The organism is Gilliamella sp. wkB195 (assembly GCF_001690445.1).
Lineage (GTDB): Bacteria > Pseudomonadota > Gammaproteobacteria > Enterobacterales > Orbaceae > Gilliamella > Gilliamella apicola_E.
This window is the reverse complement of record NZ_LZGP01000030.1, coordinates 1-25,852: the sequence shown is the minus strand read 5'-3', so window position 1 is coordinate 25,852 and position 25,852 is coordinate 1. Positions and strand designations below refer to the sequence as shown.

Annotated in this window: 23 protein-coding genes and 1 riboswitch; of the genes, 13 read left to right on the top strand and 10 right to left on the bottom strand. The window is 33.3% G+C overall.

The genetic code is table 11. The features are described 5' to 3' along the window. Positions 1–94 precede the first annotated feature (94 nt). The 5 genes from dapF (at position 95) to uvrD (ending at position 5,757) form a co-directional block, all read left to right on the top strand. Positions 95–919: a diaminopimelate epimerase gene (gene dapF, locus A9G08_RS07740; RefSeq protein ID WP_065563132.1), complete on the top strand. Its 825-nt coding sequence runs from the start codon at positions 95–97 to the stop codon at positions 917–919. A gap of 48 nt (positions 920–967) precedes the next feature. After that, a complete protein-coding gene (locus A9G08_RS07735) occupies positions 968–1,702 on the top strand; it encodes a DUF484 family protein (RefSeq protein WP_065563131.1) in 735 nt (244 codons plus the stop codon). A 9-nt stretch (positions 1,703–1,711) separates the two neighbouring features. Beyond that, on the top strand, positions 1,712–2,635 hold the full coding sequence (xerC, locus tag A9G08_RS07730; protein WP_065563130.1) for a tyrosine recombinase XerC: 924 nt from the start codon (positions 1,712–1,714) through the stop codon (positions 2,633–2,635). Continuing rightward, positions 2,635–3,348 (top strand): 5-amino-6-(5-phospho-D-ribitylamino)uracil phosphatase YigB, encoded by a 714-nt coding sequence (gene yigB / locus A9G08_RS07725; protein ID WP_065563129.1) that lies wholly within the window; start codon positions 2,635–2,637, stop codon positions 3,346–3,348. Before xerC ends, yigB begins: the two co-directional genes overlap by 1 nt. 180 nt (positions 3,349–3,528) lie before the next feature. Further along, complete coding sequence (gene uvrD, locus A9G08_RS07720) at positions 3,529–5,757, top strand: DNA helicase II (protein ID WP_065563128.1); 2,229 nt, start codon at positions 3,529–3,531, stop codon at positions 5,755–5,757. Positions 5,758–5,817: 60 nt separating this feature from the next. Here the strand turns inward: uvrD and cyaY are convergent, their stop codons facing one another. The 6 genes from cyaY to A9G08_RS07690 all read right to left on the bottom strand — a co-directional run bounded on the left by cyaY (position 5,818) and on the right by A9G08_RS07690 (position 9,054). After that, positions 5,818–6,126 (bottom strand): iron donor protein CyaY, encoded by a 309-nt coding sequence (gene cyaY / locus A9G08_RS07715; protein ID WP_065563127.1) that lies wholly within the window; start codon positions 6,124–6,126, stop codon positions 5,818–5,820. A gap of 91 nt (positions 6,127–6,217) precedes the next feature. Then, entirely contained in the window at positions 6,218–6,736 is a 519-nt protein-coding gene (locus A9G08_RS07710; RefSeq protein ID WP_065563126.1) for a surface-adhesin E family protein, read from the bottom strand. Continuing rightward, a complete protein-coding gene (locus A9G08_RS07705; RefSeq protein WP_065563125.1) occupies positions 6,737–7,507 on the bottom strand; it encodes a hypothetical protein in 771 nt (256 codons plus the stop codon). 79 nt (positions 7,508–7,586) lie between these two features. Continuing rightward, entirely contained in the window at positions 7,587–8,201 is a 615-nt protein-coding gene (locus A9G08_RS07700; protein WP_065563124.1) for a thiamine diphosphokinase, read from the bottom strand. A 21-nt stretch (positions 8,202–8,222) separates the two neighbouring features. Continuing rightward, positions 8,223–8,678, bottom strand: a complete 456-nt coding sequence (gene rimI, locus A9G08_RS07695) for a ribosomal protein S18-alanine N-acetyltransferase (protein ID WP_065563123.1) — start codon at positions 8,676–8,678, stop codon at positions 8,223–8,225. Beyond that, a complete protein-coding gene (locus A9G08_RS07690) occupies positions 8,653–9,054 on the bottom strand; it encodes a DNA polymerase III subunit psi (protein WP_065563122.1) in 402 nt (133 codons plus the stop codon). Before A9G08_RS07690 ends, rimI begins: the two co-directional genes overlap by 26 nt. 93 nt (positions 9,055–9,147) lie before the next feature. On the opposite strand from A9G08_RS07690, the gene rsmC reads away from it, so the two are divergent. After that, positions 9,148–10,182: a 16S rRNA (guanine(1207)-N(2))-methyltransferase RsmC gene (gene rsmC, locus A9G08_RS07685; RefSeq protein WP_065563177.1), complete on the top strand. Its 1,035-nt coding sequence runs from the start codon at positions 9,148–9,150 to the stop codon at positions 10,180–10,182. Between the two features lie 41 nt (positions 10,183–10,223). On the opposite strand, the gene hemN is transcribed toward rsmC, so the two are convergent. Then, on the bottom strand, positions 10,224–11,594 hold the full coding sequence (hemN, locus tag A9G08_RS07680; protein ID WP_065563176.1) for an oxygen-independent coproporphyrinogen III oxidase: 1,371 nt from the start codon (positions 11,592–11,594) through the stop codon (positions 10,224–10,226). Positions 11,595–11,834: 240 nt separating this feature from the next. Beyond that, positions 11,835–12,299 carry a Der GTPase-activating protein YihI gene (yihI, locus tag A9G08_RS07675; RefSeq protein ID WP_065563121.1) on the bottom strand — a complete coding sequence of 155 codons (465 nt, stop codon included), beginning with the start codon at positions 12,297–12,299 and terminating at the stop codon, positions 11,835–11,837. 162 nt (positions 12,300–12,461) lie between these two features. Here yihI and coaA point away from each other — a divergent pair, with 162 nt between their 5' ends. The 7 genes from coaA to pbpC all read left to right on the top strand — a co-directional run bounded on the left by coaA (position 12,462) and on the right by pbpC (position 23,699). After that, positions 12,462–13,397, top strand: a complete 936-nt coding sequence (gene coaA, locus A9G08_RS07670) for a type I pantothenate kinase (RefSeq protein ID WP_065563120.1) — start codon at positions 12,462–12,464, stop codon at positions 13,395–13,397. A gap of 16 nt (positions 13,398–13,413) precedes the next feature. After that, positions 13,414–13,869: a DUF1090 family protein gene (locus tag A9G08_RS07665; RefSeq protein WP_065563119.1), complete on the top strand. Its 456-nt coding sequence runs from the start codon at positions 13,414–13,416 to the stop codon at positions 13,867–13,869. A 146-nt stretch (positions 13,870–14,015) separates the two neighbouring features. Beyond that, positions 14,016–14,060: riboswitch (PreQ1 riboswitch) on the top strand. Positions 14,061–14,064: 4 nt separating this feature from the next. Further along, the gene (queF, locus tag A9G08_RS07660) at positions 14,065–14,538 is read left to right on the top strand and encodes a preQ(1) synthase (protein ID WP_065563118.1); all 474 of its coding nucleotides are present in this window, start codon (positions 14,065–14,067) and stop codon (positions 14,536–14,538) included. 16 nt (positions 14,539–14,554) lie between these two features. Next, entirely contained in the window at positions 14,555–15,232 is a 678-nt protein-coding gene (gene queC / locus A9G08_RS07655) for a 7-cyano-7-deazaguanine synthase QueC (RefSeq protein WP_255305740.1), read from the top strand. Between the two features lie 38 nt (positions 15,233–15,270). Next, the gene (locus A9G08_RS07650; protein WP_065563116.1) at positions 15,271–15,942 is read left to right on the top strand and encodes a 7-cyano-7-deazaguanine/7-aminomethyl-7-deazaguanine transporter; all 672 of its coding nucleotides are present in this window, start codon (positions 15,271–15,273) and stop codon (positions 15,940–15,942) included. Between the two features lie 259 nt (positions 15,943–16,201). Beyond that, on the top strand, positions 16,202–21,307 hold the full coding sequence (locus A9G08_RS07645) for an alpha-2-macroglobulin family protein (RefSeq protein ID WP_065563115.1): 5,106 nt from the start codon (positions 16,202–16,204) through the stop codon (positions 21,305–21,307). A 94-nt stretch (positions 21,308–21,401) separates the two neighbouring features. Next, the gene (gene pbpC / locus A9G08_RS07640) at positions 21,402–23,699 is read left to right on the top strand and encodes a penicillin-binding protein 1C (RefSeq protein WP_065563114.1); all 2,298 of its coding nucleotides are present in this window, start codon (positions 21,402–21,404) and stop codon (positions 23,697–23,699) included. A gap of 378 nt (positions 23,700–24,077) precedes the next feature. Here pbpC and A9G08_RS07635 read toward each other — a convergent pair whose 3' ends face one another. Further along, the gene (locus A9G08_RS07635; RefSeq protein WP_065563113.1) at positions 24,078–24,623 is read right to left on the bottom strand and encodes an imm11 family protein; all 546 of its coding nucleotides are present in this window, start codon (positions 24,621–24,623) and stop codon (positions 24,078–24,080) included. Positions 24,624–24,907: 284 nt separating this feature from the next. Continuing rightward, positions 24,908–25,498 carry an imm11 family protein gene (locus A9G08_RS07630; protein WP_065563112.1) on the bottom strand — a complete coding sequence of 197 codons (591 nt, stop codon included), beginning with the start codon at positions 25,496–25,498 and terminating at the stop codon, positions 24,908–24,910. Between the last annotated feature and the right edge of the window lie 354 nt (positions 25,499–25,852).

The following is a 25,852-nucleotide window of genomic DNA, read 5'->3' as shown; positions in this document are numbered from 1 at the left end:
GTGTGATGCGATGGACTCATTCGCTTGGCAAATAAAGCGCTTTATTAATTAAACTTAATTAGAGTAATAGGTAATTAAAAAAAGGTAAGCAAAGATGAACTTTTCTAAAATGCATGGATTAGGTAATGATTTTATGGTTATTGATGCACTAACGCAAAATGTTCATCTTTCGAGCGAATTGATTAAGCGCATGTCAGATCGCTATACCGGTATTGGCTTTGATCAGTTACTTGTTGTTGAACCACCTTATTCGCCAGAAAGCGATTTCCACTATCGCATATTTAATGCAGATGGTTCAGAAGTAGAACAATGTGGTAATGGTGCACGTTGTTTTGCTCGTTTTGTTCGTTTGAAAGGGTTGACGAAAAAACGTGTTTTAAAAGTAAGTACTATGAAAGGTAATATTGTATTGACGGTTAATGATGATGAAACCGTACGTGTTAATATGGGAACCCCTATTTTTGAGCCGAGTAAAATTCCTTTCAAAGCCATTAAAGAAGAAAAAACTTATATTATTCGTGCACAAGAACAAACAGTTCTGTGTGGCGTTGCTTCAATGGGTAATCCGCATTGTGTTATTCAGGTTGATGATATATTAACAGCTCAAGTATCAACGCTTGGTCCACTGTTAGAGCAACATGAACGTTTTCCTGAAAAAGCAAATATTGGTTTTATGCATATTATCGATCGAAATAATATTAATTTGCGCGTATTTGAACGAGGTGTTGGTGAAACACAGGCTTGTGGTACTGGTGCTTGTGCGGCTGTCGCAGTTGGTATTAATCAAGGACTCTTAAATCCACGAGTAAATGTTAATTTACCTGGTGGCAAATTAATTATCGAATGGAAAGGCAATCAGCAACCCCTTTATATGACTGGACCAGCAACACATGTATATGATGGTTATATTTCAATTTAATAACTGATGTAATTTAGGATTTGATACTGAGTACGATAGAAATAAATTATGGTCATAAAAAAAGCACAGACAGTTAAATATAAGCCTCATCGTCGACAAAAAAACTTTGTCAAATTGAATGATGAAATGGTCAGTCAGTATATCATTGATAATCCTGATTTCTTCATTCGTAATGCTGCTCAGATTGAACGAATGCGTGTACCACATCCAGTTCGCGGAATTATTTCGTTACCTGAATGGCACATGGCTAGACAGCGTAATAAAATTAATCAGTTAGAGTCTGAAATTACCATGCTAATGGAGCATGCTAGTGCTAATGAACTGCTTTTTAATCAGTTAATGAAATTGCAATTCGACTTAATTAAAGCAAAAGATATTAATGAATTAATTGTATCTTTAAAAAATTGGGCTAAAGATTTAGGGCTCAATGGTGCTTATTTATATCTTTTCGATGATAAATGGTTACTTAGTGCGCCATCTAGCTATCATCATTTAGCCTTAAATTCATTACAATTTGATTTTATTCGTGTTCGTCATCTACAGTATAGTCAATTTTATTTAGGTCAATTAAACACAACTGAATTAGATTTTTTATTACCGCAGCATGGTTATGTCGGATCAGTTGCATTATCATTATTTGGTCAATTTGGGGACCTCGGTCTTTTGATGTTTACTAGCCCAGATCCACAACATTATCAAGTTGGGCAAGGAACTTTGTTATTAGAGAAAGTTAGTGAGATATTACCTATTTTGATTGAAAAATGGATTATGCGAAGAAAGTAAGGAACGATGATGGCTAAAACTAATCCAAATTATTCCACTTTATTAGCTGAGCCGGTTGAGCATTTCTTAAACTATCTAAAATCAGAAAAACAACTTAGCCTAAACACACAAGTTAATTATCGCCGTCAACTTTATGCCATTATCGATTTAACCAAGGATCTGGATATTGAAAAATGGCAAGCTATTGATTCGTCAGCTGTACGATTATTAATTAGCAGAAGTCGGCAAACCGGTTTACAAGCAAGAAGTCTCTCCTTACGATTGTCTGCACTGCGAAGTTTTTTCGATTGGATGGTGAAGAATGAAATGATTTCCGTCAATCCTGCTCGAGGTGTAGTTAACCCTAAATTAGGCCAGCATCTTCCTAAAAATATCGATATTGATGAGGTTAATCAATTACTAGATATTGAATATAACGATCCATTATCTGTGCGCGATAGAGCTATGCTCGAAGTTATGTATGGTTCTGGATTACGTCTTTCTGAATTAGTTAACATTAATTGTCGAGAGCTAAATTTAAGGGAAGGGGAAGTCCGGGTAATGGGAAAAGGTAATAAAGAACGGAAATTACCTTTAGGGCGAGAATCTGTAAAATGGATTGAATATTGGTTAACCATGCGAAATGAATTAAAACCTCAGGATGATGCACTATTTATTTCTAAATTGGGGAAACGAATTTCTCCTCGTAATGTGGAGAAACGATTTGCTCAATGGGGTATCAAACAAGGATTAAGTTCACATGTTCACCCACATAAACTACGCCATTCATTTGCAACACATATGCTTGAATCGAGTGGTGATTTGCGAGCAGTACAAGAATTACTAGGTCATGCTGATTTATCCACTACACAAGTTTATACTCATCTGGATTTTTCACATTTATCGGAAGTTTATGATTCTGCTCATCCACGAGCTAAAAGAGGGAAAAAGTAATGCATTTTTATCGTTCAATTGACTGCATTAAAGCGATCACTTTCGATCTAGATGATACTCTATATGATAATAGTATGATTGTAGATAAAGCTGAAGAGGAAATGATAAAAAATTTACAGAAATATGAACAGTTTCAAAATTTAACGTTAGATTTATATTTCCAAGAAAAAAGTTTGGTGCTCTCAATCAATCCGGAAGTTTATCATGATGTGATAGTTTGGCGGATAGATACTATAAAATCATTATTGAATAGAACTAGTATACCCGTGTCTCAACATCCTCAGATAATTGATGATGCTGTAGATTGTTTCAATGTTTGGCGGCATAAGATGGTTATTCCTCAATCAACACATACTTTATTAACTAAACTAGCAAAAAAATATCCACTAGCTGTAATTACTAATGGTAATGTCGATGTAAATAAAATCGGATTGGGAGACTATTTCCAATTTTCTTTACGTGGTGGACCGGATGGACGTTCAAAACCATTTCCAGAAATTTTTGATTTGGCTGCAAAAAAATTATCCATACCCAATAAATATATATTACATGTCGGCGACAATTTAGAGACTGATGTTAATGGCGCCATCAATAATGATTATTTATCGTGTTGGATAAATATCTTTGAGCAAGATATTTATCATCTTACTGATGCAAGGTGCTTACCTCATATTGAGATAAGCCGATTGATAGAATTAGATAATCTGTTATAATTATCGCATATGTGTATAAAAAGACAGTACAGTTAGATGTAAATAAGTTTGCATTTACTACCTGTCTTTATTTTTTTAATAGACTCACCAAAAATATTATAAAGAAAATGGCAATTTTAAAAAGATTCAATGTATCAATAATTAATAGTGGTTTATGTAATCGGAATGGATTAACACATAATGAACATTAAGCAATCATTATTAGAAGACCTTAACACAGAACAACAAACTGCAGTAGTTACAGATAATCAATATACTATTGTACTTGCTGGTGCCGGAAGTGGTAAGACTCGTGTACTTGTCCATCGAATTGCTTGGCTCTGTGTTGAGAAGAATTATTCGTCCGGTTCGATTTTTGCGGTTACTTTTACCAATAAAGCTGCTGCTGAAATGCAAGAGCGAATTGAATCGTTAGTTGGTGAAAGATATTTAAATGGAATGTGGGTAGGTACCTTCCACGGTTTGACTCATCGCTTATTACGCATGTTTCCTCAACAAGCTAACCTTCCAGATAATTTTCAGCTTATTGATACAGAAGATCAGATTCGACTTATCAAGCGAATTTTCCGAGAACTTCAAGTAGATGAAAAGCAATGGTCAGCAAAAGAGTGTGCTAATTATATTTCTGCGCAAAAAGAGAAAGGATTTCGCGCTAAAGACTTGGTACCAGAAGATCCAAAACAAGTTATGTGGCAAGTAATCTATCGTGATTATCAAGCAATTTGCGATAAAGTTGGCTATGTTGATTTTTCTGAGTTAATTCTGAGAGCTTATGAATTACTTTGTAGTGATGAGAATGTTTTAGATTATTGCCGTAATCGTTTTTCAAATATTCTCATTGATGAGTTTCAAGATACTAATAGAATTCAATATCGATTTGTACAAAAATTAGCGGGTAGTACAGCCAATATCATGATTGTTGGTGATGATGACCAGTCAATTTATAGTTGGCGTGGAGCTAATGCCGATAATCTTCAATTATTTATCAATGATTACCCCGACACTGAAATTGTTCGCTTAGAGCAAAATTATCGATCCACAGGGTTGATTTTAGATTCTGCAAATAAATTGATTGCTAACAATAAGAATCGGTTAGGTAAAAATTTATGGACCGATAGTGGCGATGGTGAAAAAATCTTGCTTTACAGAGGTTTTAATGATGCCGATGAGGCAAGATTTGTTGTTGGCCAAATAAAAAAATTCCATGAGCAAGGTCAAAATTACTCTAGTTGTGCGATTTTGTATCGTAATAATATTCAATCTCGGATTTTTGAAGATACATTAATGCAAAATGGCATACCTTTCCAAATTTATGGTTCGATTAGATTCTATGAAAGGCAAGAGGTTAAATTGGCTCTTGCTTATTTACGTCTATTACATGACCATAACAATGATATGGCATTTGAAGCAACTATAAATACGCCAACTCGTGGTATAGGCCAAGTTACTTTAGATAAAATTAGACATTTTGCTAAACATAAAGCTATGTCGTTATGGGATGCTTGCTTAACGTTAATTGAAAAGAAGGGACTTTCTGATAGACAACTTACAGACATAAGTCGATTTATCCATTTAATGCAATCGATTCACGCTGAAGTTAATGACTTACCTTTTTATAAACAATTAGAGAAGATTATTACATTATCAGGTGTCTTGCGAATGTATGAACAAGAGCCGGGTATAAAAGGTCAGGCAAGGTTAGAAAACCTTGAAGAACTTGTTTCTGCAGCTGAGCAATTTTACCGTGTCAATCAAAATACTGTGATTGAAGATGCTGAAACAGGTAAACCTTTAACAATTTTAGAATCATTCTTATCGGTTACATCGCTTGAAAGCCGTGATGTGGGTACTAACCAAGATTCTGTCCAATTGATGACGCTACATTCAGCAAAAGGATTAGAATTTGACAATGTCTTTATTGTAGGCTGGGAAGAGAGTATCTTCCCTACACAACGTTCTATTCAAGAAGTCGATAAAATGGAAGAAGAAAGACGTTTAGCTTATGTTGGTATAACGCGAGCAAGAAAAAACTTAACACTTTCATTGGCAGAACAAAGACGACTCTATGGGCGAGAAGAACGAAATTTACCTTCGCGTTTTTTAGATGAGTTGCCAGTTGAAAACTTAAATGAAACTTATTACCAAGGTAGTTTCTCTTCATTTGGAGGGCGATCTGGTTACCAAAATAAAGATGATGAGTTTTATCAAGAACGTAAAAAATCTTATTCTAAAAAGAAAAAGGAAGATGATGGTTATACATTAGGTAGAAAGGTTAAACATAACCGTTTTGGTGAGGGCTCAATTATCAATCTTGATGGTGAAGGTGATCATAGGCGAGTTCAAATCGCTTTCGTTGATGTTGGTATTAAATGGTTAGTAATAAAATTAGCAAATCTGACATTATTATAAATGCCATCTATTTTAATAAAATTGGCGCTAAATATTAATTTACCGCCTTTTTTATGAAAATTATTCAGCTTGTTCTTCTACAGCTTGGGTGAAAATATCTTCAAATGTTTGATCTGATCGATTACAAATCCATTTGTTGTTAATAAAGTCAAAGTGATAGCCTTGTTTTCTTGTTGCTAACCAAACTTGAAATAAAGGTTCTTGTGTATTAATGATAATTTTACTGTTATTTGGAAAGCTGATATTAATAACATTACCATTAGTTTCGTAATCTAAATCGATATCATGCTCATCAACATAATCATCAAGGTATGATTCAATTTGATTGAAAAGTTGATCTGTTAGAGTATGAAATTGAGTGACGTTCATATTGGTGTGATTATATTGAGCAATTAATATAGGAATAGTAGCATAAATAGAGAGACTCCGCCACAGCTAGGTGGCGAAGGTAAATTCAGTGTTACTGATTGAGAGGTAATGAACAAACCATTATTAATAATTTATAATTTTCATCATTTTTTTCGGCTCGCATCCAACGATTTGGAATATTGATATTATTAATTAATTTACCCTCTGCGAAGTTTTTTTCAACTAAATCAAGTTGTCCTTTAGCAATTTCTTTTTTGTCACAATTAGCATAATAGTTAACGACAATAGTGCGATAGGGTGTTTTCACATTATCTATGTTTTGTACTAATGCAGGAGTATAATTGATCACTTCTTTAAAGACACGAATTCGAGGATTGAACGGGTGTAACTTTATCGATTTTTTATCAAGGAATGAGTAACCAACCTTATTATCTTCATCATTTTTTGAAATAGGTGTAAATTGCTCACCGATTTTAGGATTGCTCAACATTTCCTTAACTTCTTTTGCTTGAGTAGCTTTCTCTTCTTCAGTAAGTGGCCGCTTTTCATCTGTTGCATAGCTTATAGTTGCAAAAGAAAAAAGAATTAAGACTAAGCATAATTTTTTCATTTAAATGTTATCTCCCTCTTTTGAGCTCTTGCCTTCACTTGATTCTTGTGTTGCATTATTTTTTTCTTGTTCTTTTTTTAATTTATAAGCTTCGATCTTTTCTTGCTGTTCTTTTTTTATCTGTTCATCAAATGGCTTTATATCTGGACGATCTTTATAAAGAATATCTTTCTTTAAATCGCCCTGAATAGAGCAAAGAACGCGATTATAGTTGTTGTCTATGTTCTCTAAGTATAGAGATTTTTCAATTGTCCCAAGTCTTGGCACTACGCCATCAATTGCATAAAGGTTCTCTTCCCATTCAGGGGATTTAGCATTGCGATCATAAATTTTAGCATTAGCAATATAAACATTTTCATTATAATTTGACCATTTTATATTTTTTAATGCATTGATAATTTCTTCTTGGCTATTATCAAAAATAAAACCCCAATAATAATATTTTCCAGATAAATTTGTTGGAATATATATGTCTTGATATCCCGTAATAGTTAACCCACGATATTTAAGTGGTTTTTTAAAAATAACTTTATTTTTATCTTGTTGATAAATTGATTCTACAGGAATAAATGTCACGTTATCTTTTGTGGTTAAATCAACATACTCGCTAAATGTTTTTTTATTTTCAGCTAGATTTTGGAAAAATTGATTATCACATGCAAGAAAAGTATCGACTATCTTATCTGTTACACTTGCTTTATTGTCTTGAGCAAAAGCCATGCAAGACATGAGCGAAGAACAAGCAATAACAGTAAGTTTTTTGAAAAGCATGGGCTGTTCCTTTAAAAAATCGCTAATAAAACGTCACAATATTGTAAAGCAATGTAAGTTGATGTCAATCTAAACAGTTTTAATTTTGAACAAAAATCAATAAATGACCAGCATTAAAAGAAATTTTGACAGTGTCATTAATAGCTTTATTACGTAGACTAGTAAAACTACCTAAAGATAAAGTTTGATTATGTAATGGGTATTCAAAACCGGTTATAGTTAACCCTGTAACTTTGGATAGAGGCATTAATGAAATAATATGGTATTTAACATGACGGATAATTTGATGATTAGTTGCGAAGAAAAAGTGACAATAATCATCATAAAACAGCATTTTTAATTGTTGATGATATTGCATAGCAACCGATAAGTTACCTAGAAAGTGGTCACTGGCTCGTCCTGATGCACCATATATGGTAAATGATGTGACTCCTTTACTATTTAAAAACAACAAGGCTTTTTCAAAGTCAGTTTTAGATTGATCTGGTGTATGAATGATTTGGGTTTTATCGGGAATCGTCATATTGGAGTTAATGCTATCTAAATCACCGATTATAAAATCTGGTTTAATTGAAGATTTAGATAGATAACTATGATATGCACCGTCAGTACATGCGATATAATTATAATTACCTAAATGGGAAGGTAGATTTTTAGGTGGTTCGCCATTTACAAATAACAGTGCTGTGAACATTATTACTCCCATTAAAACATTTTATAACGCTAAAGTATAAGCCATAATAATTGCATCTTCTTTATTACCATCGGTGGTTGGGTAATAATTTTTTCTAATAGTTATTTGATTGAACCCTATTGAGTGATATAACTCAAGTGCTGGCGAATTTGATTTTCTTACTTCTAACCAGATTGTCGAAATTTTACTTGGCATTGCCATTAAATCATTAATCAACTGGTTTAATAATGTTTTTGCTAACCCTTGATTCCGGTATTTAGGATGTATGGCAATATTAAATAAACTTGCTTCATCAGCTACTTGTTGGCAAATACAAAAGCCTACAATTTTATTATCAACGGTTATTTTAAGGTTTAAATAACGTTCTCCTTGATTTGAAAAGAAAGTCTCTTTAGACCAAGGAATAGGGTAGCATAATCGCTCTAACTCATAGGCTTCTGCTAGATCATTTTCATTTAGGATGGAAATCGTTTTCATATTCACATAATTGTAGCCAAAGCTGTCGCTTTTGTTGTGGATCTTTGGCTAGCGAAACTAAATCGCTGGTTTTAATCGTTAATTTATTTTGCCATTGTTCATGGCTGTTTATGTCAATAAACCAAGTTACAACTTTTACTTCATTAGCCGGTATTATTAATTGCGAAGGCGTAAGAAATAAAACTTGCTCTTCAGTTAAATCAATAGCTTTTAAAATATCATAATAAATTTTTTGTGTTGGTTGCTTTTTAGCAACGACGATTAAACGAATTTTATCGTCGATATGTGTAGCAAGTTCACCTTGAAAAACGGCAGAATTGCGTAAAACATATTGGGTAATATCACATTGCTTTAGATACCAATCAGTTGCTGTCATTGTCGGATTACTGTTTTTATTAGGGATTAAAGAAAGTTAATTGTATAATCTTCGCTTCAATTTATAAAGGTTTTTCATTGAGGCATTATGGCAATATCCGCATTTACTCCTGCTAGCCAAGTACTTGAACGTCATCAATCCTTTTTTGATGATAAAAATATTCTTATTGCAGGTGATATCCAAGATAATTACCCAGCTGTTATATCAGCTAATTTGGTTAAGATTCACTGCTCGCAGTATCACACATTTTTAAATTTTAAACACTCGAAACGAGCTGAAAGCTCCAATTTTTCGCTCTATCCTGACGAGTCTTTTTATAACAATGTTAATACACTCATATATTATTGGCCTAAAACTAAGAGTGAAGCGCAATTTCAGTTATCATTTTTATTAAATAATATGCCTAAAGAGAGTGATATTTTTATTATTGGTGAAAATCGGACTGGTGTAAAAAGTGTTGAAGGATTATTGGCTGATTTTGGCTCTATACAAAAAATAGATAGTGCAAGGCGATGTGGTCTGTATCATTTTCGTGCTGATAGCCGTTTAGCTTTTGAACTAAAAGAGTGGTGGCTAAGTTATCATTTAACCATTGAAAACCAAGATATCGAAATTAAAAGCTTACCAGGTGTATTTAGCCAAAAAGGATTAGATGCGGGTAGTGAGCTTCTGTTAAATGCATTGATGGAACAGAGTGATATTATTAAAGGTAATATCCTAGATGTAGGCTGTGGCTCAGGCATATTAACAACAGTTTTAGGTAAGTTATATCAAGATATAAGTTTAACATTAACCGATGTCAGTAGTATGGCGTTAGAGTCAAGCAAAGCTACCTTAGCTTGTAATAATCTTTCTGCAAATGTTATTGCTAGTGATGTATTTTCAGATATCAACGATAAATTTCACTTAATCATCTCTAATCCACCTTTTCATGATGGTAAAGAGACAAGTTATACAGCAGTAAACAAACTGATTAAAGAGGCTAAAAAACACTTAAAATTAAATGGTTATCTTTGTATTGTGGCAAATTCATTTTTGCCTTATCAATCGATTTTGGATGAAACCTTTAAAAGTGTTGAAATTATTGCCCAAACAACAAAATTTAAAGTCTATTTAGCCAGTCATTAGTAAGTAATGATAATCAAATATTCATGCGTGAGTAGAGTGAACTAGATCACGCGTGAAAATTGATGTTGTCGAACCAATCGTCGCATATAAATATCAAAACACATACAAATATTTCGAATAAGCAAATGCCCTTTAGGTTGGACAACGATGCTATCTTTACCAACTAGGACTAAACCATCTTGTTCCAATGGTGCTAATAGTTTTAAATCTTCAGTAAAATAGTCATCAAATTTAATCGCATAAAGTTGTTCAATTTGTTTTTTATCAAGGTAAAAATGGCAAATAAGTTGCTTAATGATGTCTCTTCTTATTTTGTCATCTTGATTTAAGGTAAATCCTTTCCATAAACCATTACCTTGTTGTTTAACTAAAGTTTGATAATTTTTTAGATCTTTATGGTTCTGTGCATAACTATCACCCAACATACTAATAGCTGACACACCAAGACCCAATAAATCTGAATCTCCTTTAGTTGTGTATCCTTGAAAGTTACGATGCAATTTATTTTCCTGTTGAGCAATAGCCAACTCATCGGTTGGTTTGGCAAAATGATCCATACCGATAAATTGATAACCGGCTTGAGTTAATTTTTCTATACTAGTTTGTAAGATCTTTAATTTTTGATTAGCGTTAGGTAAATCATAATCTTTGATTTTACGTTGCGCAGCAAAACGACTAGGTAAATGGGCATAATTAAAAACGCTTAATCTATCGGGTGAAATATCAATAACTTTATTTAAAGTTTCGGTAAAACTTTCAACGGTCTGTTTAGGTAATCCATAAATTAAATCGAGGCTAATTGATCGAAAATTATTTTTTCGTGCTTGAGCAATCAACGAGCGGATTAAATTTTCATCTTGTTCTCGGTTAATTAGATTCTGAATTTCATGATTGAAATCTTGAATTCCCATACTTAACCGATTAAAGCCTAGTTCAGAAAGATGATCGATTGTTTGTGTACTGATTTCTCTGGGGTCTATTTCAATTGATAATTCAGCATCTTGAGTAAAGTTAAAGTGTTGCCTGATTGATGTGATTAATCGTGTCATTTCATCATCAGTCAAAAAAGTAGGCGTGCCTCCGCCCCAATGCATTTGGCTTACAATACGATTTTTGAATAATTCTGACCGTTTAGCAATTTCAATATCTAGTATATCGAGATACTGGGTAACTTTATGGGTTTGCCGGGTAATAAGTTTATTACAACCGCAAAAGTAACAAAGTTTATGGCAAAACGGAATGTGGACATATAGTGATAATGAACGTTCAGGATAACGTGTGGCAGCTGAAAGAAAGTTTTGTTCAGTGAACTGCTCATTAAATTCAAGCGCAGTTGGATATGAAGTATATCTTGGGCCGGAATAGTTATACTTTTCTATCAACGCTTGGTCCCATAGCTGAGATTGAATCATATTGTGTTTATTTAATCCTGCTTTTGACATTGTTGTTTCCATCACATTTTGCTTTACTACGCTTTTTAATTTGCGCTTTAATTTTAATACGATTGATTTTTTTCAAATACAATAATGTGCAGATAAATAATCCCAAATATAAACCGAGCATAATAAATATTGGCATGGTTAATGACTCTTTATTGACATTATTTGGAAAATGAAATTATAAATTTCTAGTTCATATTAAATAAATCTAACTTAATTACGTTTAAGTAAGCTGACAATATCTTCTTTAGGCTCTTCTAACTCGTCATCAAAATCATTATCTTCATAACCTAATTGTTTCATCAGTTGATCAATGCGATCTAGTTTATTATCAAGATAAGATTGTTGTTCATTAGTCAATGTTTTGCCTTGCTCAACTAAATCAAGTAAATGGTCAAGTTTAGTATCATTTTCAAGCTGGTCTAATTCTTGTTCTGGTGTTAATTTGACCTTTTTAGGTTGATTAACTTTTATAATTGGATCATCCGTTTGCACTAATGAAATTGGTTTTTTACTACCAATTCGCGGATCTTTAATGATATTTGACGTTTTTTTATTGTTTGGTTTGCCGTTAAAACGAGAGCCACTAGGTAAACCTTTATGTTTACGTTTGCGCTTAAGTTCTCGAGACTCTTCATTAATCTCTTGACGGGTTTTTTTCGATTTATTTTTTAACATACAATCTCAATTTAATATCTGGTTATAAATTTACTTAAACATATTTTACCAGCAAGTCATTAATATAGCTATGAGCAGAAGTTAATGCGAATTTATGATTGTAAAAAAATAGATTTAGTATAATCTGAGCCAAATAATTTTTAAATATTGAGCAAATAAAACATGAAAAATCATTTGAGCCCTTATATGCAATTTACCCGACAAGAGTGGGCTGGCTTGCGTAATGCGGTACCGATGACTTTAACTGCTGAAGAATTAACCTCGTTACAAGGAATTAATGAAGATTTGTCTATGGATGAAGTAAGTGAAATTTACTTGCCTTTATCTCGATTACTCAATTATTATATAAGCAATAGTTTTAGCCGTCAGGCAGTCTTATCAAAGTTTCTAGGTAAAAGTCAGAAAATACCTTATGTTATCGGTATTGCTGGTAGTGTTGCTGTTGGTAAAAGCACCACAGCTCGTGTCTTACAAGCATTATTAACTCGTTGGCCGGAACATCGCAAAGTTGCGTTAGTAACGACCGATGGCTTTTTATATCCCAATCGTTATCTTGAAGAACGTGGTATCATGAATAAGAAAGGATTTCCTCAATCTTATGATATCAAAAAGTTAATTAATTTTGTTGCTGATGTAAAGTCAGGTCAGTCAGAAGTTAAAGCACCCGTTTATTCTCATTTGGTTTACGATATTGTTGAAGACGAACAGATTACTATCGACAGTCCAGATATTTTAATTCTTGAAGGATTAAATGTTTTACAAGGCACCATAAATTATACACAGGCTAACAATCGGGTGTTTGTTTCCGATTATGTAGACTTTTCAATATATGTCGATGCACAATTACCCTTATTACACGATTGGTATGTGAATCGATTTTTAAAATTTAGAGCTGGGGCATTTAGTGATCCTAACTCTTACTTTAACCACTATTCTAAGCTTCCCGAGGAAGAGGCTGTGAATATTGCTAACCGCCTTTGGCGAGAAATTAATGAATTGAATTTGATCGAAAATATCCTGCCAACACGGGAACGAGCAAGTTTGATTTTAACCAAAGGTAAAGATCATAAAGTAGATTGTGTTCAATTAAGAAAATAAACTTAGGGGAATCAATATGAAATCAGCAATTAGGTTATTAAGTAAGTTAAGCATTATCACTTTAGTTACTGCATTTTCTGTAAACAGTTATGCAACAAATAATGATGAATACCAAGGGTTAAATTGTGACGGAAAAAAACAAGCAATCCAAACTAAAATAGATCAAGCTAAGAATGCCAATAATGCTAATGAAGTTGCAGGTCTTGAAAAAGCACTTCAAGAAGTTAATACCAATTGTAAAGATGAAACATTAGAAGAAAAATATAAAAGATTAGTGGTTGAAAAAACTAAAGATGTTACTGATAAAACTAAAGAATTAGCAGAAAAGACTAAAGAATATGCAAAAGACAAACTCAATGCAAATCAAGATAAAATTGATGCATTAAAAGCTAAATTAAATGATGCTGAAAAAGAGTTATCTGATGCTAAAGATAAACTTGCTGATTATTACAAACAAATGACTAGCAAATAGAGTAAAGTTAAACGCAAAAAAGTGCCTTCCTCAACTTTTTTGTTAGATAAGCACCATTAATCGAGCGTTAATGGTGCTTTTTTATTGATAAAAGATAATGTGCTTAAACTAGACTTTTCTGCCTAAAAAGAGTAAGGTGTGCGCCTTATTACGTGGTTCGTGAACCTCCCACGCTAAAAAACTAAGGAAAATTTAATGAGCAACATTACACTACTTGGCGACCAATCTGTTCGCTATCCAACTGACTATTGTCCAAATATTTTAGAAACCTTTGATAATAAACACCCCGGTAATGATTATTTTGTTAAATTTAATTGCCCGGAATTTACCAGCCTTTGTCCTATCACTGGTCAACCTGATTTTGCGACGATTTATATTTCGTATGTCCCCAATATAAAGATGGTGGAAAGTAAATCGCTCAAACTCTATTTATTTAGCTTTCGTAATCATGGTGATTATCATGAAGATTGCATTAATATCATTATGAAAGATCTGATTAAATTAATGGATCCTAAATATATTGAGGTTTGGGGGAAATTTACACCACGTGGTGGTATCTCTATCGACCCTTATGCTAATTACGGTAAACCTGGTACTAACTGGGAACAAATTGCGCTTAATCGTTTAGCTAATCACGATCTTTATCCTGAAAAAGTCGATAATCGTTAATTTTTTTCGTACACAAATTAAATCGGAACCGTTAAAAATGCAAAATCGTAAAGCACTAGTGATATTTTCTGGTGGGCAAGATTCTACTACCTGTTTACTGCAAGCCATTGCTGATTATGGGCGTGAAAACGTTGAAACAATCAGCTTTCAATATGGTCAACGACATGCCATTGAGCTTGAAAAAGCCAAATGGATTGCTGACGATCTTGGTGTAAAGCAAACCGTCATTGACACTTCAGTGATCAAACAAACAACTAATAATGCCTTGATTGATGACTCGCAAGAGATTAAATCAGCCCAAGAAGGGGATTATCCCAATACCTTTGTTGACGGGCGTAATATGCTATTTTTATTGTTAGCTGGGTGCTATGCCAAACAGCACGGTATTAAAGATATCATTATTGGGGTATGTGAAACCGATTTTAGTGGTTATCCGGATTGTCGAGATATCTTTATTAAATCCATGAATGTTTCGATGAATTTAGCCTTGGATTACACGTTTAACATCATCACCCCATTAATGTATCTAACTAAAGCGCAAACATGGGAAATGGCTGATAAACTCGGTTATCTTGATTATATCCGGCAACACACTCACACTTGTTATTATGGGGTAGAGGGGGGATGTGGTAAATGTCCAAGCTGTATCCTTCGAGATAAAGGTTTAACTCAATACCTTAATCAATCAAATTAACACTGGGTTCACTCACCCCATTAAAAAAGGAAAAACTTATGTATCTGAACACTAATTCAGAACAAACGAGCAAATTTACTCATACTCAACAAATGAAGGCTCTTGGCTGGCTTTCGTTTTTTCATATTTTAGTTATTGCTTCGAGCAATTATCTGGTACAAATCCCATTTGATATCTTCGGTTTTCATACCACTTGGGGAGCATTTACCTTTCCATTTATCTTTTTAACCACCGATTTAACCATTCGGGTATTTGGTGCAAGTCTTGCCAGAAAGATTATCTTTGTAGTGATGATACCAGCATTACTGTTCTCTTATTCCATTTCGGTTGTGTTTTTTGAAGGGCATTGGATGGGATTTTCAGCTTTATCTGATTTTAACAGTTTTGTTTTCCGTATTGCTTTAGCCAGTTTTGCCGCTTATTTAGTCGGGCAATTGATAGATATCACTGTGTTTAATTATTTGCGTAAGAATAAAGCATGGTGGGTTGCGCCTTCGGCGTCAGCGGTGTTAGGTAATGGTATAGATACTATTGTCTTTTTTGCCATTGCCTTTTATCAAAGTAGTGACGAATTTATGGCCAATCATTGGATCGAGATCGCCGCAATTGACTATAGTTTTAAAATTTTGATTTGTGGATTATTTTTCTTACCGCTTTATGGCATTATTTTGAATTTTATTTTAAAAAAACTGCTTATAAAGTCACTATAACAACCTGATTAATTACTTAATTATTCAGAATAATTGTTAATATTTAGAGCTTATCAGCGTTATGATAAGTTCTAAATGCCAATACCCCTTTCAAAAACCCCGTTCCTCAACTTTTTTTACCAATTTAAAAATTTAATTATCTCAAAATAAATTAAAAATCTTAATAAAGATTCTTTGCTAAAGTTTTGGTGAAAGTGCATAATATGAACAAAAAAATAAGTAGTATTTTTATCAGGAATAGAAAGGATTAGGTGAAACAATGAGATTGATAAAACACTTAGCTGTGTTGGGTTTGTTTTTGACGTTATGCGCTTGTGATAATCAAAAAGATAAATCGACAGATTCAGTAAGTAATAATAAAACCGAGTTAACTACAAATAATACCATTAATACCATTAATACCATTAATACCAGTAATACAACGCATGATTCGAGTACAAATTCGCAATCTCATAACCCATTTAATCCAACACCTGAACTAATCGAAAAATATAAAGGTAAAAATCTAAAAGTTCTCGATAGTTCAGAATTAATCATTGATGGTTCAAGCACATTAGTCGTGACGTTTTCTGTCCCTCTCAATCCGAAATTGAATTTTTCAAATTTATTAAGATTGGTTGACAAAGAAAGTGGTGTGGTTGATGGCGCTTGGGAGTTGTCTGATAATGGCCTTGAATTAAAACTTCGCTACCTTCAGCCAAATCGTAAATTGGTTTTAACTATCGATAAGATGTTATCAGCGATTAATGATAGCCATTTGTCATCTGTTTATGAAGCTCAAATAACCACCCAAGATCGCCAACCTATGGTTGGTTTTGCTAGTACTGGATTTTTATTACCAAGTAAATCCATGAGTGGATTGCCGATTAATACGCTCAATGTTGATAAAGTTGATATAAACTTTTTCAAAATTAAGCCAGAAAAATTACCTATTTTGCTTGATAATTATGGTTTTATTGATATGTTGTCAATTTGGCGTTCGCAAAGTATGAGTGAATATACTGATTTAGTTTATTCTTCAAGATTTGATCTTAATCCTAGACCGAATGCTCAAGAAACCATTATCGTTAACCTTTCTACAGTTTCTGAACTTAATCAAGAAGGTGTTTATATTGCGGTAATGAATGAAGCGGGTACTTATAATGAATCAAATCCTGCAACAATATTTTCAATAAGCAATATCGGGGTTTCATATCATCGTTATGATAATGGTAAATTAGCGGTAACGACTCATGCTTTAGATAACGGTAAGCCACTAGCTAATATTAATTTAACATTATTATGCGAATCTAATAATAAGCAGTGTAAGAATATTAAGGCAACGACAGATAAAGATGGCTATGTTGAAATCGATGGCAACAACAAGGCATATAGCGTATTGACTGCAACCGATGGCGAGCAAACTTCATTTTTGATGGTTAATCGTGCTGCGCTTAATTTAACTGATTTCAATTTATCGGGCAAACCTTTCTACCAAAAACAATTATTTGTTTTTGGCCCTCGTGACCTTTATCGTCCGAACGAAACCGTCTATTTTAATGCACTATTACGTGATGCAGATGGACAGCCATTACCTGATCAACCAATCGTCGCTGAAGTGTTTTCTTCTAATGGTCGAGTTGTCAAAACTTATCAACTAAAAAGCAGTGTGAATACCAATGGTTTATATCAACAACAATTTGTTATCCCTGCTGATGCAGCAACAGGTAATTGGTTAATTCGTTTCAATTTAGGTGATGACAACTATCGCCAGTGGAATTTTAAAGTTGAAGAATTTTTGCCAGAACGTATGGCGATGGAAATACACAGTTCATCTGATGGTCCAATTTTAAAGAGTGAAGATGTTTCTTTTGATATAAAAGGTTGGTATTTATATGGTGCGCCAGCATCGGGTAATCGCTTAGATGCTAATCTTTATTTAAAGAAAGTTGATACCATTGCAGGATTAGATGACTTCAAAATTGGATCAGCTACTGAAGAAAATCCATATCGCGAACTTGATTCTTTAGAGTTAAAGTTAGATAGCGATGGTTTAACTGAAATTGATATTGAGAATAATTATTGGTCTGGAAGCTCATCACCTCTTAAAGTCGTTTTACAAGCTAGTTTGCTAGATTCTGGTGGTAGACCAGTTACGCGTTATGCAACACAAACTATTTGGCCTGCACCTAAATTGCCGGCAATCCGAGCATTATTTGAAAACTCAGAATATTATGATTGGAATAGCGATAATTATTTTGAGCGTCCAACTGTAGACATAAATAGTAATGCTGAATTCGAAATCGCTTATGTTGATTTGGATGGGAAAAAATTAGGTACAAAATCATTAAAATCTAGACTAGTTCGTGAGCGTAATGATTACTATTGGGTTTGGTCAGAGGAAGATGGTTGGCGTCAAAGTTCCAACTCGAAGGAATTTGTGGTTTCTGAAGATCAGTTATCTATTGAGGCTGGCAGTACCACAAAAATAGCCTATCAACCTACTGATTATGGTGCTTACCGAATTGAAGTGGTAGATACAAACAGTAAAGTCGTATCAAGTCTCAGATTCTGGGCTGGTTATGATTGGGAAGATAATACTCATGGTACTAAATCAGTACGTCCAGACCAAGTTAAGTTAAGTATTGATAAACCATCTTATAATCCTGGAGATGTCGCTAAAGTTAATGTTCAAGCACCTGTAGCTGGTTCTGGTTATATTTCTCTCGAAACCAATGATGGGACGATTTGGAAAAAAGCCATTACGGTGGGTGAAGAAGGTTTAGATGTCGAAATTCCTATTGAAAAATGGGGGCGACATGATATCTATATTAGTGCTATGATTATTCGCCCTTCGACTGATGCTTCCGTGCAAACAGTTAAACGAGCAATTGGTTTACTTTATTTACCAATTGATACGTCTAATCGTCAATTAAATGTGACAATTGATACACCGGTACAAGTAGAACCTGAAACTGTTGTGCCAATTAAAATTAAAATGGATAAGCCATCTGTCCAAAAAGATAAAAAAGTGACTGTATTGGTTTCAGCTGTTGATTCAGGTGTTTTAAATATCACTGATTATGTCACACCAGATCCTTATGCTTGGTTTTTAGGACGTAAACGTTTTAATGTAGATATTAACGATGTCTATGGCAGCTTAATTGAAGCTACTGGTCGTAATGTAAATATGAGCTTTGGTGGTGATGCGATGGGCGCTGGCGGTAAAAAACCATCAAATGAAGTTCTAATTGTTGCACAACAACTCAAAACCATTCAATTAGATGACAATGGCGAAGGTGTGATTAATTTACCTTTACCTAATTTTAATGGTGAGCTACGTATAATGGCTCAAGCATGGGATGATAATCGTTTTGGTAAAGCTGATAAAAAAATGAAGGTTTCAGCTCCGGTTATAGTTGAATTATCAACTCCTCGATTCTTATCTGGTGGTGATCGCGCTGTATTAGCGTTAGATCTTCATAATTTGACAGATAAAACACAAAATATGAAAGTTGAAGTATCGACTAATGGTTTGATTCATCAAAATGAAGCCAAAACGATATCAGTCAAACTTGATAGTAAACAAAAAGATATCATTCAAATCCCTGTTATTGCAGATTATGGTTATGGTACTGGTTCGGTAACGATAGCGGTCAAAGGTATTTTACTTGAAGATAATTCTGACACTAAAATTGAAAGATCATGGTCAATTGGAGTAAGGCCTGCATATGCCGGAACAACGAGATCTTATGTGTTAGCACTAGATGCCAATGAGAATTGGGAATTACCAAACGATGCATTAACAGGATTAATTGATAACACTGTTGAAGGGCAATTGGTCATTTCTAATCAGCCACCGTTAAATATTGCTCAATATATCAAAGATTTATTTGCATATCCTTACGGTTGTTTGGAACAAACAACGAGTGGTTTATTCCCATCATTATATGCTAATAGTAAACAACTCGCAGAACTAGGTATTAAAACTGATTCAGATGAGAAGCGTCGTGAAAAAGTGCAATTAGGTATTTCACGTATCTTATCAATGCAACGAAGTAATGGTAGCTTTGGGCTATGGAATAGTCATAGTGAAGAAGAGCATTGGTTGACAGTTTATGCAACAGATTTCTTGTTGCAAGCTAAAGAACGAGGTTATCAAGTTAGTGATAAAGCGCTTGATTCAGCAATGACACGTCTAGGTCAATATATCTATGATACGTCTGCATATAATAATTTTGATTATTATGGAGATTCACGTAGTTTTGAGTTTTCTAAGTTGTCAATTAAAGCCTATGCATTAATGGTTTTAACTAAACAAAATAAAGTTACCTCAGCAATGCGTAACGAGATAAATTATTTATCAGACAAGATAAGTAATGATAAGTCATTTATCTATTCGCCATTACCTATAGCTCAACTAGCGGTTGCTGCTAAATTAAATGGTAATCAAAATGTTTATGAAAAATTATTACCTTTAGTTTTTAGCACTTCGTATCAATACAATAATCACTGGTTTGGTAATTACGGTAGTGAAATACGTGATGAAGCATTAATTCTATCTTTATTAATAGAAAACAAAATAGCTCAGAATAAACAAGGTACTTATTTGTATAATTTATCAGATTTATTAAACAGTAAACGATATTTCTCAACACAAGAATTAAATTCATTGTTTATTGCTGGTTGGTCATTAGAACAGCATAGAAGTGGTAATAAATTTAAAGTATCAGTGAATGGAAAAGTTAATGAAGTTGATTCAGTATTTTCTCATTCATATGATTTTGATAAATTAACCCAAGGATTATCGATTGATAATTCAGAATCAGATGAGCCACTATATGTTAAGTTCTCTGTAACAGGTTATTCTAAAACACCTCCAGCGCCAACCTCAGCTGATGGTTTCTTTAACATCAGTCGTACGTATTATGATTTGCAGGGTAATAAAATATCACCAGCAGATTTAGATGTAGGTTCTATGATGGTTGTGGTTTTAGATGTAATAGCTAAAGAACAAGTTCATGATGCGTTGGTTGTTGATTTCTTACCAGCTGGTCTAGAGCTTGAAAATCAAAACCTTTCTAATAGTAGTGTGAATTTATCATCAATTCCTGGTATAGCTAAATTAATGGGAGATGATGATGCTAGTAATATTAAATATCAAGAATATAGAGATGATAGATATGTTGCCGCTGTTAACATTAATAATTATGTGGGGCGCAATAAATATCGAAAACGTTTAGTGTATTTAGTTAGAGCAGTAACTACTGGCGATTACATGATTCCTTATCCTTATGTAGAATCTATGTATCGTCCAGACCGTTTTGCTATAGGACAATCACCTGATTTCATGACTATTTCAAATCCTAAGCAGGAAGAAAATTAATTAGATATTAATATACGTTACTAATTATTCCGCCAATATATTTGGCGGAATTTTTATTTATAAATACATTTGGCTGGGTCACATAATAAAGATAATGAAAAAATGCTTTTATAAAATATTTAAATTTTTTTTGATATTATTAGTTTTATTGAGCAGTAGTTTTTTTATTGCTGACTCTCTTTTTCCTTTATCTATTTTACAAAATAAAACTACACAAACCGTTGTTGCAGAAGATGAAACGCCATTATGGCGATTTGCTGATCAAAATGGTGTTTGGCGTTATTCGGTCAGTCTTGATGAAGTGCCAGACTATTATCTTGAAGTTTTATTAAATTATGAAGATCGCTATTTTTATGAACATATAGGTATTAATCCGATTTCTTTATTTCGTGCAGCTTGGCAAAATATATCAAATGATAAAATCGTTTCCGGTGGTAGTACTATATCTATGCAAGTGGCAAGATTATTATATCCACACGATCGAACGCTAACGGGTAAGCTAAAACAGATCTTTCGAACCCTCCAGCTTGAATTACATTATAGTAAAGATGAAATCTTAACTTTATATATTAACCACGCACCCTATGGTGGCACAATAGAAGGTATTGGGGCGGCAAGTTGGTCTTATTTTGGTAAACAGCCCAAAGAGTTAACAAGAAGTGAGGCAGTATTATTAGCAGTGTTGCCTCAAGCCCCAAGTCGATTACGACCCGACCGATTTCCTGAAAGAGCCAAACAAGCTCGTGATAAAGTATTAGACCGATTGGCAGAATATAAAGTATGGTCAAATGATTTAATCGAAACCGTTCGGCGCGATGAGGTTTGGGTATATCCACGAAAAGCACCACAAGTGGCTCCCTTACTGGCTTATCGTTTAAAAAATAAATACCCTAATGAGGATATTATTCATTCCACTATTGATGTTTCAATTCAATATAATTTAGAAGATTTAGCCATCAATCGTGTGAAACAACTACCGCCTAAAACATCATTGGCTATTCTAGTAGTCGATCATAATGATATGACAGTAAAAGGTTATGTCGGTTCAGCTGATTTTAATGACAATGAACGCTTTGGCCAAGTTGATATGATTAGTGCGTTACGTTCTCCTGGCTCTACACTAAAACCTTTTATTTATGCGCTTGCTCTTGATGAAGGTATGATTCATTCTGAATCGCTGTTGCAAGATGTTCCTCGTATTACTACCGATTATCGTCCGACCAATTTCGATGATGGTTTCTATGGGCCGGTTAGTGTGTCTGACGCATTAAGTAAATCATTAAATTTACCAGCGGTTCAATTAATTGAGTTATATGGCCCAAAACGATTTGCAGGTAAATTGGCTGGTATTGGGTTACCTTTATCTTCGATAGGCAATGAACCTAATATCTCCTATATATTAGGTGGTGCTTCATTAAGGATGGATAATCTTGTTAGTGCATATAGTGCATTTGCTAGGCATGGCGAAGTGAGTCCATTGCGCTTTACTCAAAAAGAGCCATTGATTAATAAACCCTTTATTTCAGATGGTAGTGCTTGGATAACAAGACAAATGTTAATTAATAGTAATCTATTAGCTTATAAAACAGGAACCAGTTATGGCTATCGGGATGCTTGGGCAGTTGGTATCAATCCAAGATATTTAATTGGCGTTTGGGTAGGGCGTCCTGATGGTACTCCCGTTGTTGGGCAATATGGTTCAATGTCTGCAATGCCAATTTTACAACATGTTAATTCTATTTTGTTAAATAGAGAAAATCGTTTAAATCGTCCACTTACTACTTATGAAAAACCAGCATCAGTATCTTCTACGAAAATTTGTTGGCCATTAGGGCAACCTCTTCCAGAATCTGATGTAAATTGTCACCGTCAAAAGACTGCATGGGTTTTAAACAATATGACACCGCCAACATTAAGTACCTATGGTGAACTAAAAAATAATATCTATCGTTCTGGTTGGATAACGATTTGGGTTAATGAACGAGGTGAACGTGTTGCTGCTGATTGCCCCGGAGCACAAAAAAAACAACTTGCCCTATGGCCAGTATCATTAGAAAACTTTTTGTTAACAAAAGAGAAAAGGCGGACTTTATTACCACCAATTGATAAAAGTTGCCCTGTAATGGGACAAGATGTTTTTGCTTCACTCAATATTGTAGGTTTACGTGATAAACAATTGATTAGAGCATTACCAGGAAGTCATCAAGTCACAGTTGATTTAACTCCAGAGGGTGGATATGGGGAAAAATGGTGGTTTTTAGATGGAAACTTAGTTGCTAATTCCAAAGATAATGAAAAAGTGGCCTTAACTATTGCTAAAAAAGGTGTTCATCGTTTGCTATTATTAGATGAAAGCGGACAAATATTTCGATTAAAGTTTATGTCAGATTAATTAAGTAACAAACTCAGTGGTTAAATTATTGCCCATTAAATTTGTAACGGATCGTTATCTGAGGTTTATTTTAATCGGGATTAACAGAAATATCTAATGTGGCAGAAACTATTAGCATTTATACAATATGTCAGCGTCAATGTGATTGAAAGATAGGTTTAACAAAAGTATATAATCGTTTCACCGTTTGTTAACTATAATAGTAGAATATTATGCATCTTCTAAATGTATTTTCTGGTATTAATTCAAGTAGATAATTGTTTTTTTCAGTATGCTAGAATAACTAAATAGATAAAAAGCGGGGTTTTACCCCACTTTTTTCAAATCTAGGAAGGATGTTTTAAATACTTAGTTTAAATATAGCCATGGTCAATAATATTAATTTACTTCTAACGGTTTTCCATCGGTTTCAATATTAATAAATTCCATACCGGTAGGGTTTACCGCCATTATGGCTTTGGCTAATGTTTCATGAAAAACGATATGAAGCGATTCTCTCAATAAAAAAACTAATCTTTGTTCTAAAGGAATTTCATTTAAAATTTTTCTGTCCAAAATGAGTTTTTTTATAAAATATGTTCTTCTAGGCTTTTCATAATCGGATTTATCTTTATCTAAAGCCTCGATTATATTGTCAGAAAGTAGACAAAAATAGTCTTTAATGAGTTTACCTTGTGGGGTTGTTAATTCAGTGTCAATAATTTTAATCCCTTTAGGCTTAAAGCTTTTAATGACATTGGCAATTTTATCGGTAATAAAAATCTCAGGGCCAGACAAAAAATCAGACATAACGGGCTGAGAGGGTATTGTTCCATTAAATTCCAAATTTATTAAAGTGGGGTTTAAGTGATCATCACGATTGGTTATTCGAATCAATGGATAGGCTTGGCCTGATTTTCTCTGTATAAAATAATAATTTTCCATGTTTTATTTCTCTTCAAAGGGTTGTATTTTTTGGGGGGATATAATAGATTTGCTGATTGTTGGTTAAATAGTAGCATGAAGTATGTTTTCTGAAGCGTTTATTTTTGTAATTATTTTACCTATCTATTATGTTTTCCAAAGCTTTGAATAACAAAATAGATAGAAGATTGGATTTATTCTCCTTCTAAATGCTCTCTGTTGATATATTCATGAACGCTATTTGTTAGTCATATAACTGTTTAAATTGCGCTAAATGATAGGCTAATATTTGGCTCAGTAATGGCTTAAATATGCCAATCTTCTACTTTAATAAATTTTAAACCAGTTGGTTTAACAGTCATTAATGCTTCAACTATAGATCGGTGATAAAGCATTATTGTGTGATCTTCTCCTAATTTAAAAATTAATCTTTCTTCTAACGGGATATTTTTTAAAATATTTTCATCAAGCTTAAATTTATCGATAAAATAGCAATCATCCCCTTCGTCGAATTTAGAGTTTAGTTTATCCATTGCATTAATAATATTATAAATATGTATATAAAAGTAATCCTTAAAAATATCACCTTTATTACTTGTAATCATAGCTGGAATTAGTTGAATTCCAAATATATTGAGTGAAGACAATATTTTTTTTAACTTATCTGAGATTACTGATTCAGGTTGGGAAAAATAATCACCAATGACTGGGCTGGCAAAATAGGGTTCACTAAATGTAAATTCCATCACTTTCGGTTTGAGAATTTTTTCATTTTCGTAATCATATAGATATTCTTCCGTATGTTCCGAATCAGGATCACACATAATTAAAGGATAGGCTTTATCTCCTGCTCGGTCAATAATGTAATATTCAAACTCGTCATTTGTGCTATTCATGTTTCTTATTCATTTTATTTAATGTTATTGGATTTTATTGATTATTGTTGAATTTATTCTAATTTTCAATCAATATCATATTTTTTTATAGTTTTAAATTAACTCAATAGTTTCTTTTAAATCTTTTAGTTGGCAGAGAATTTGGATCTCAATAACCCTATTTATTTTTTTGAATATCAAATCCATTAGTGGTGAGTGTAAAGAGAGAGCTTTTATCAATTCAGATGATTTTTAGCTTACTATCTATTTTACACGTATATCCCTTTTATTATTCTTCGACTGGTACCTTTCTACAATCCAGCTGGCACAAAAGTGCAAAGACACTCAGCTTAATTTTATGATGTGTACAGGTAT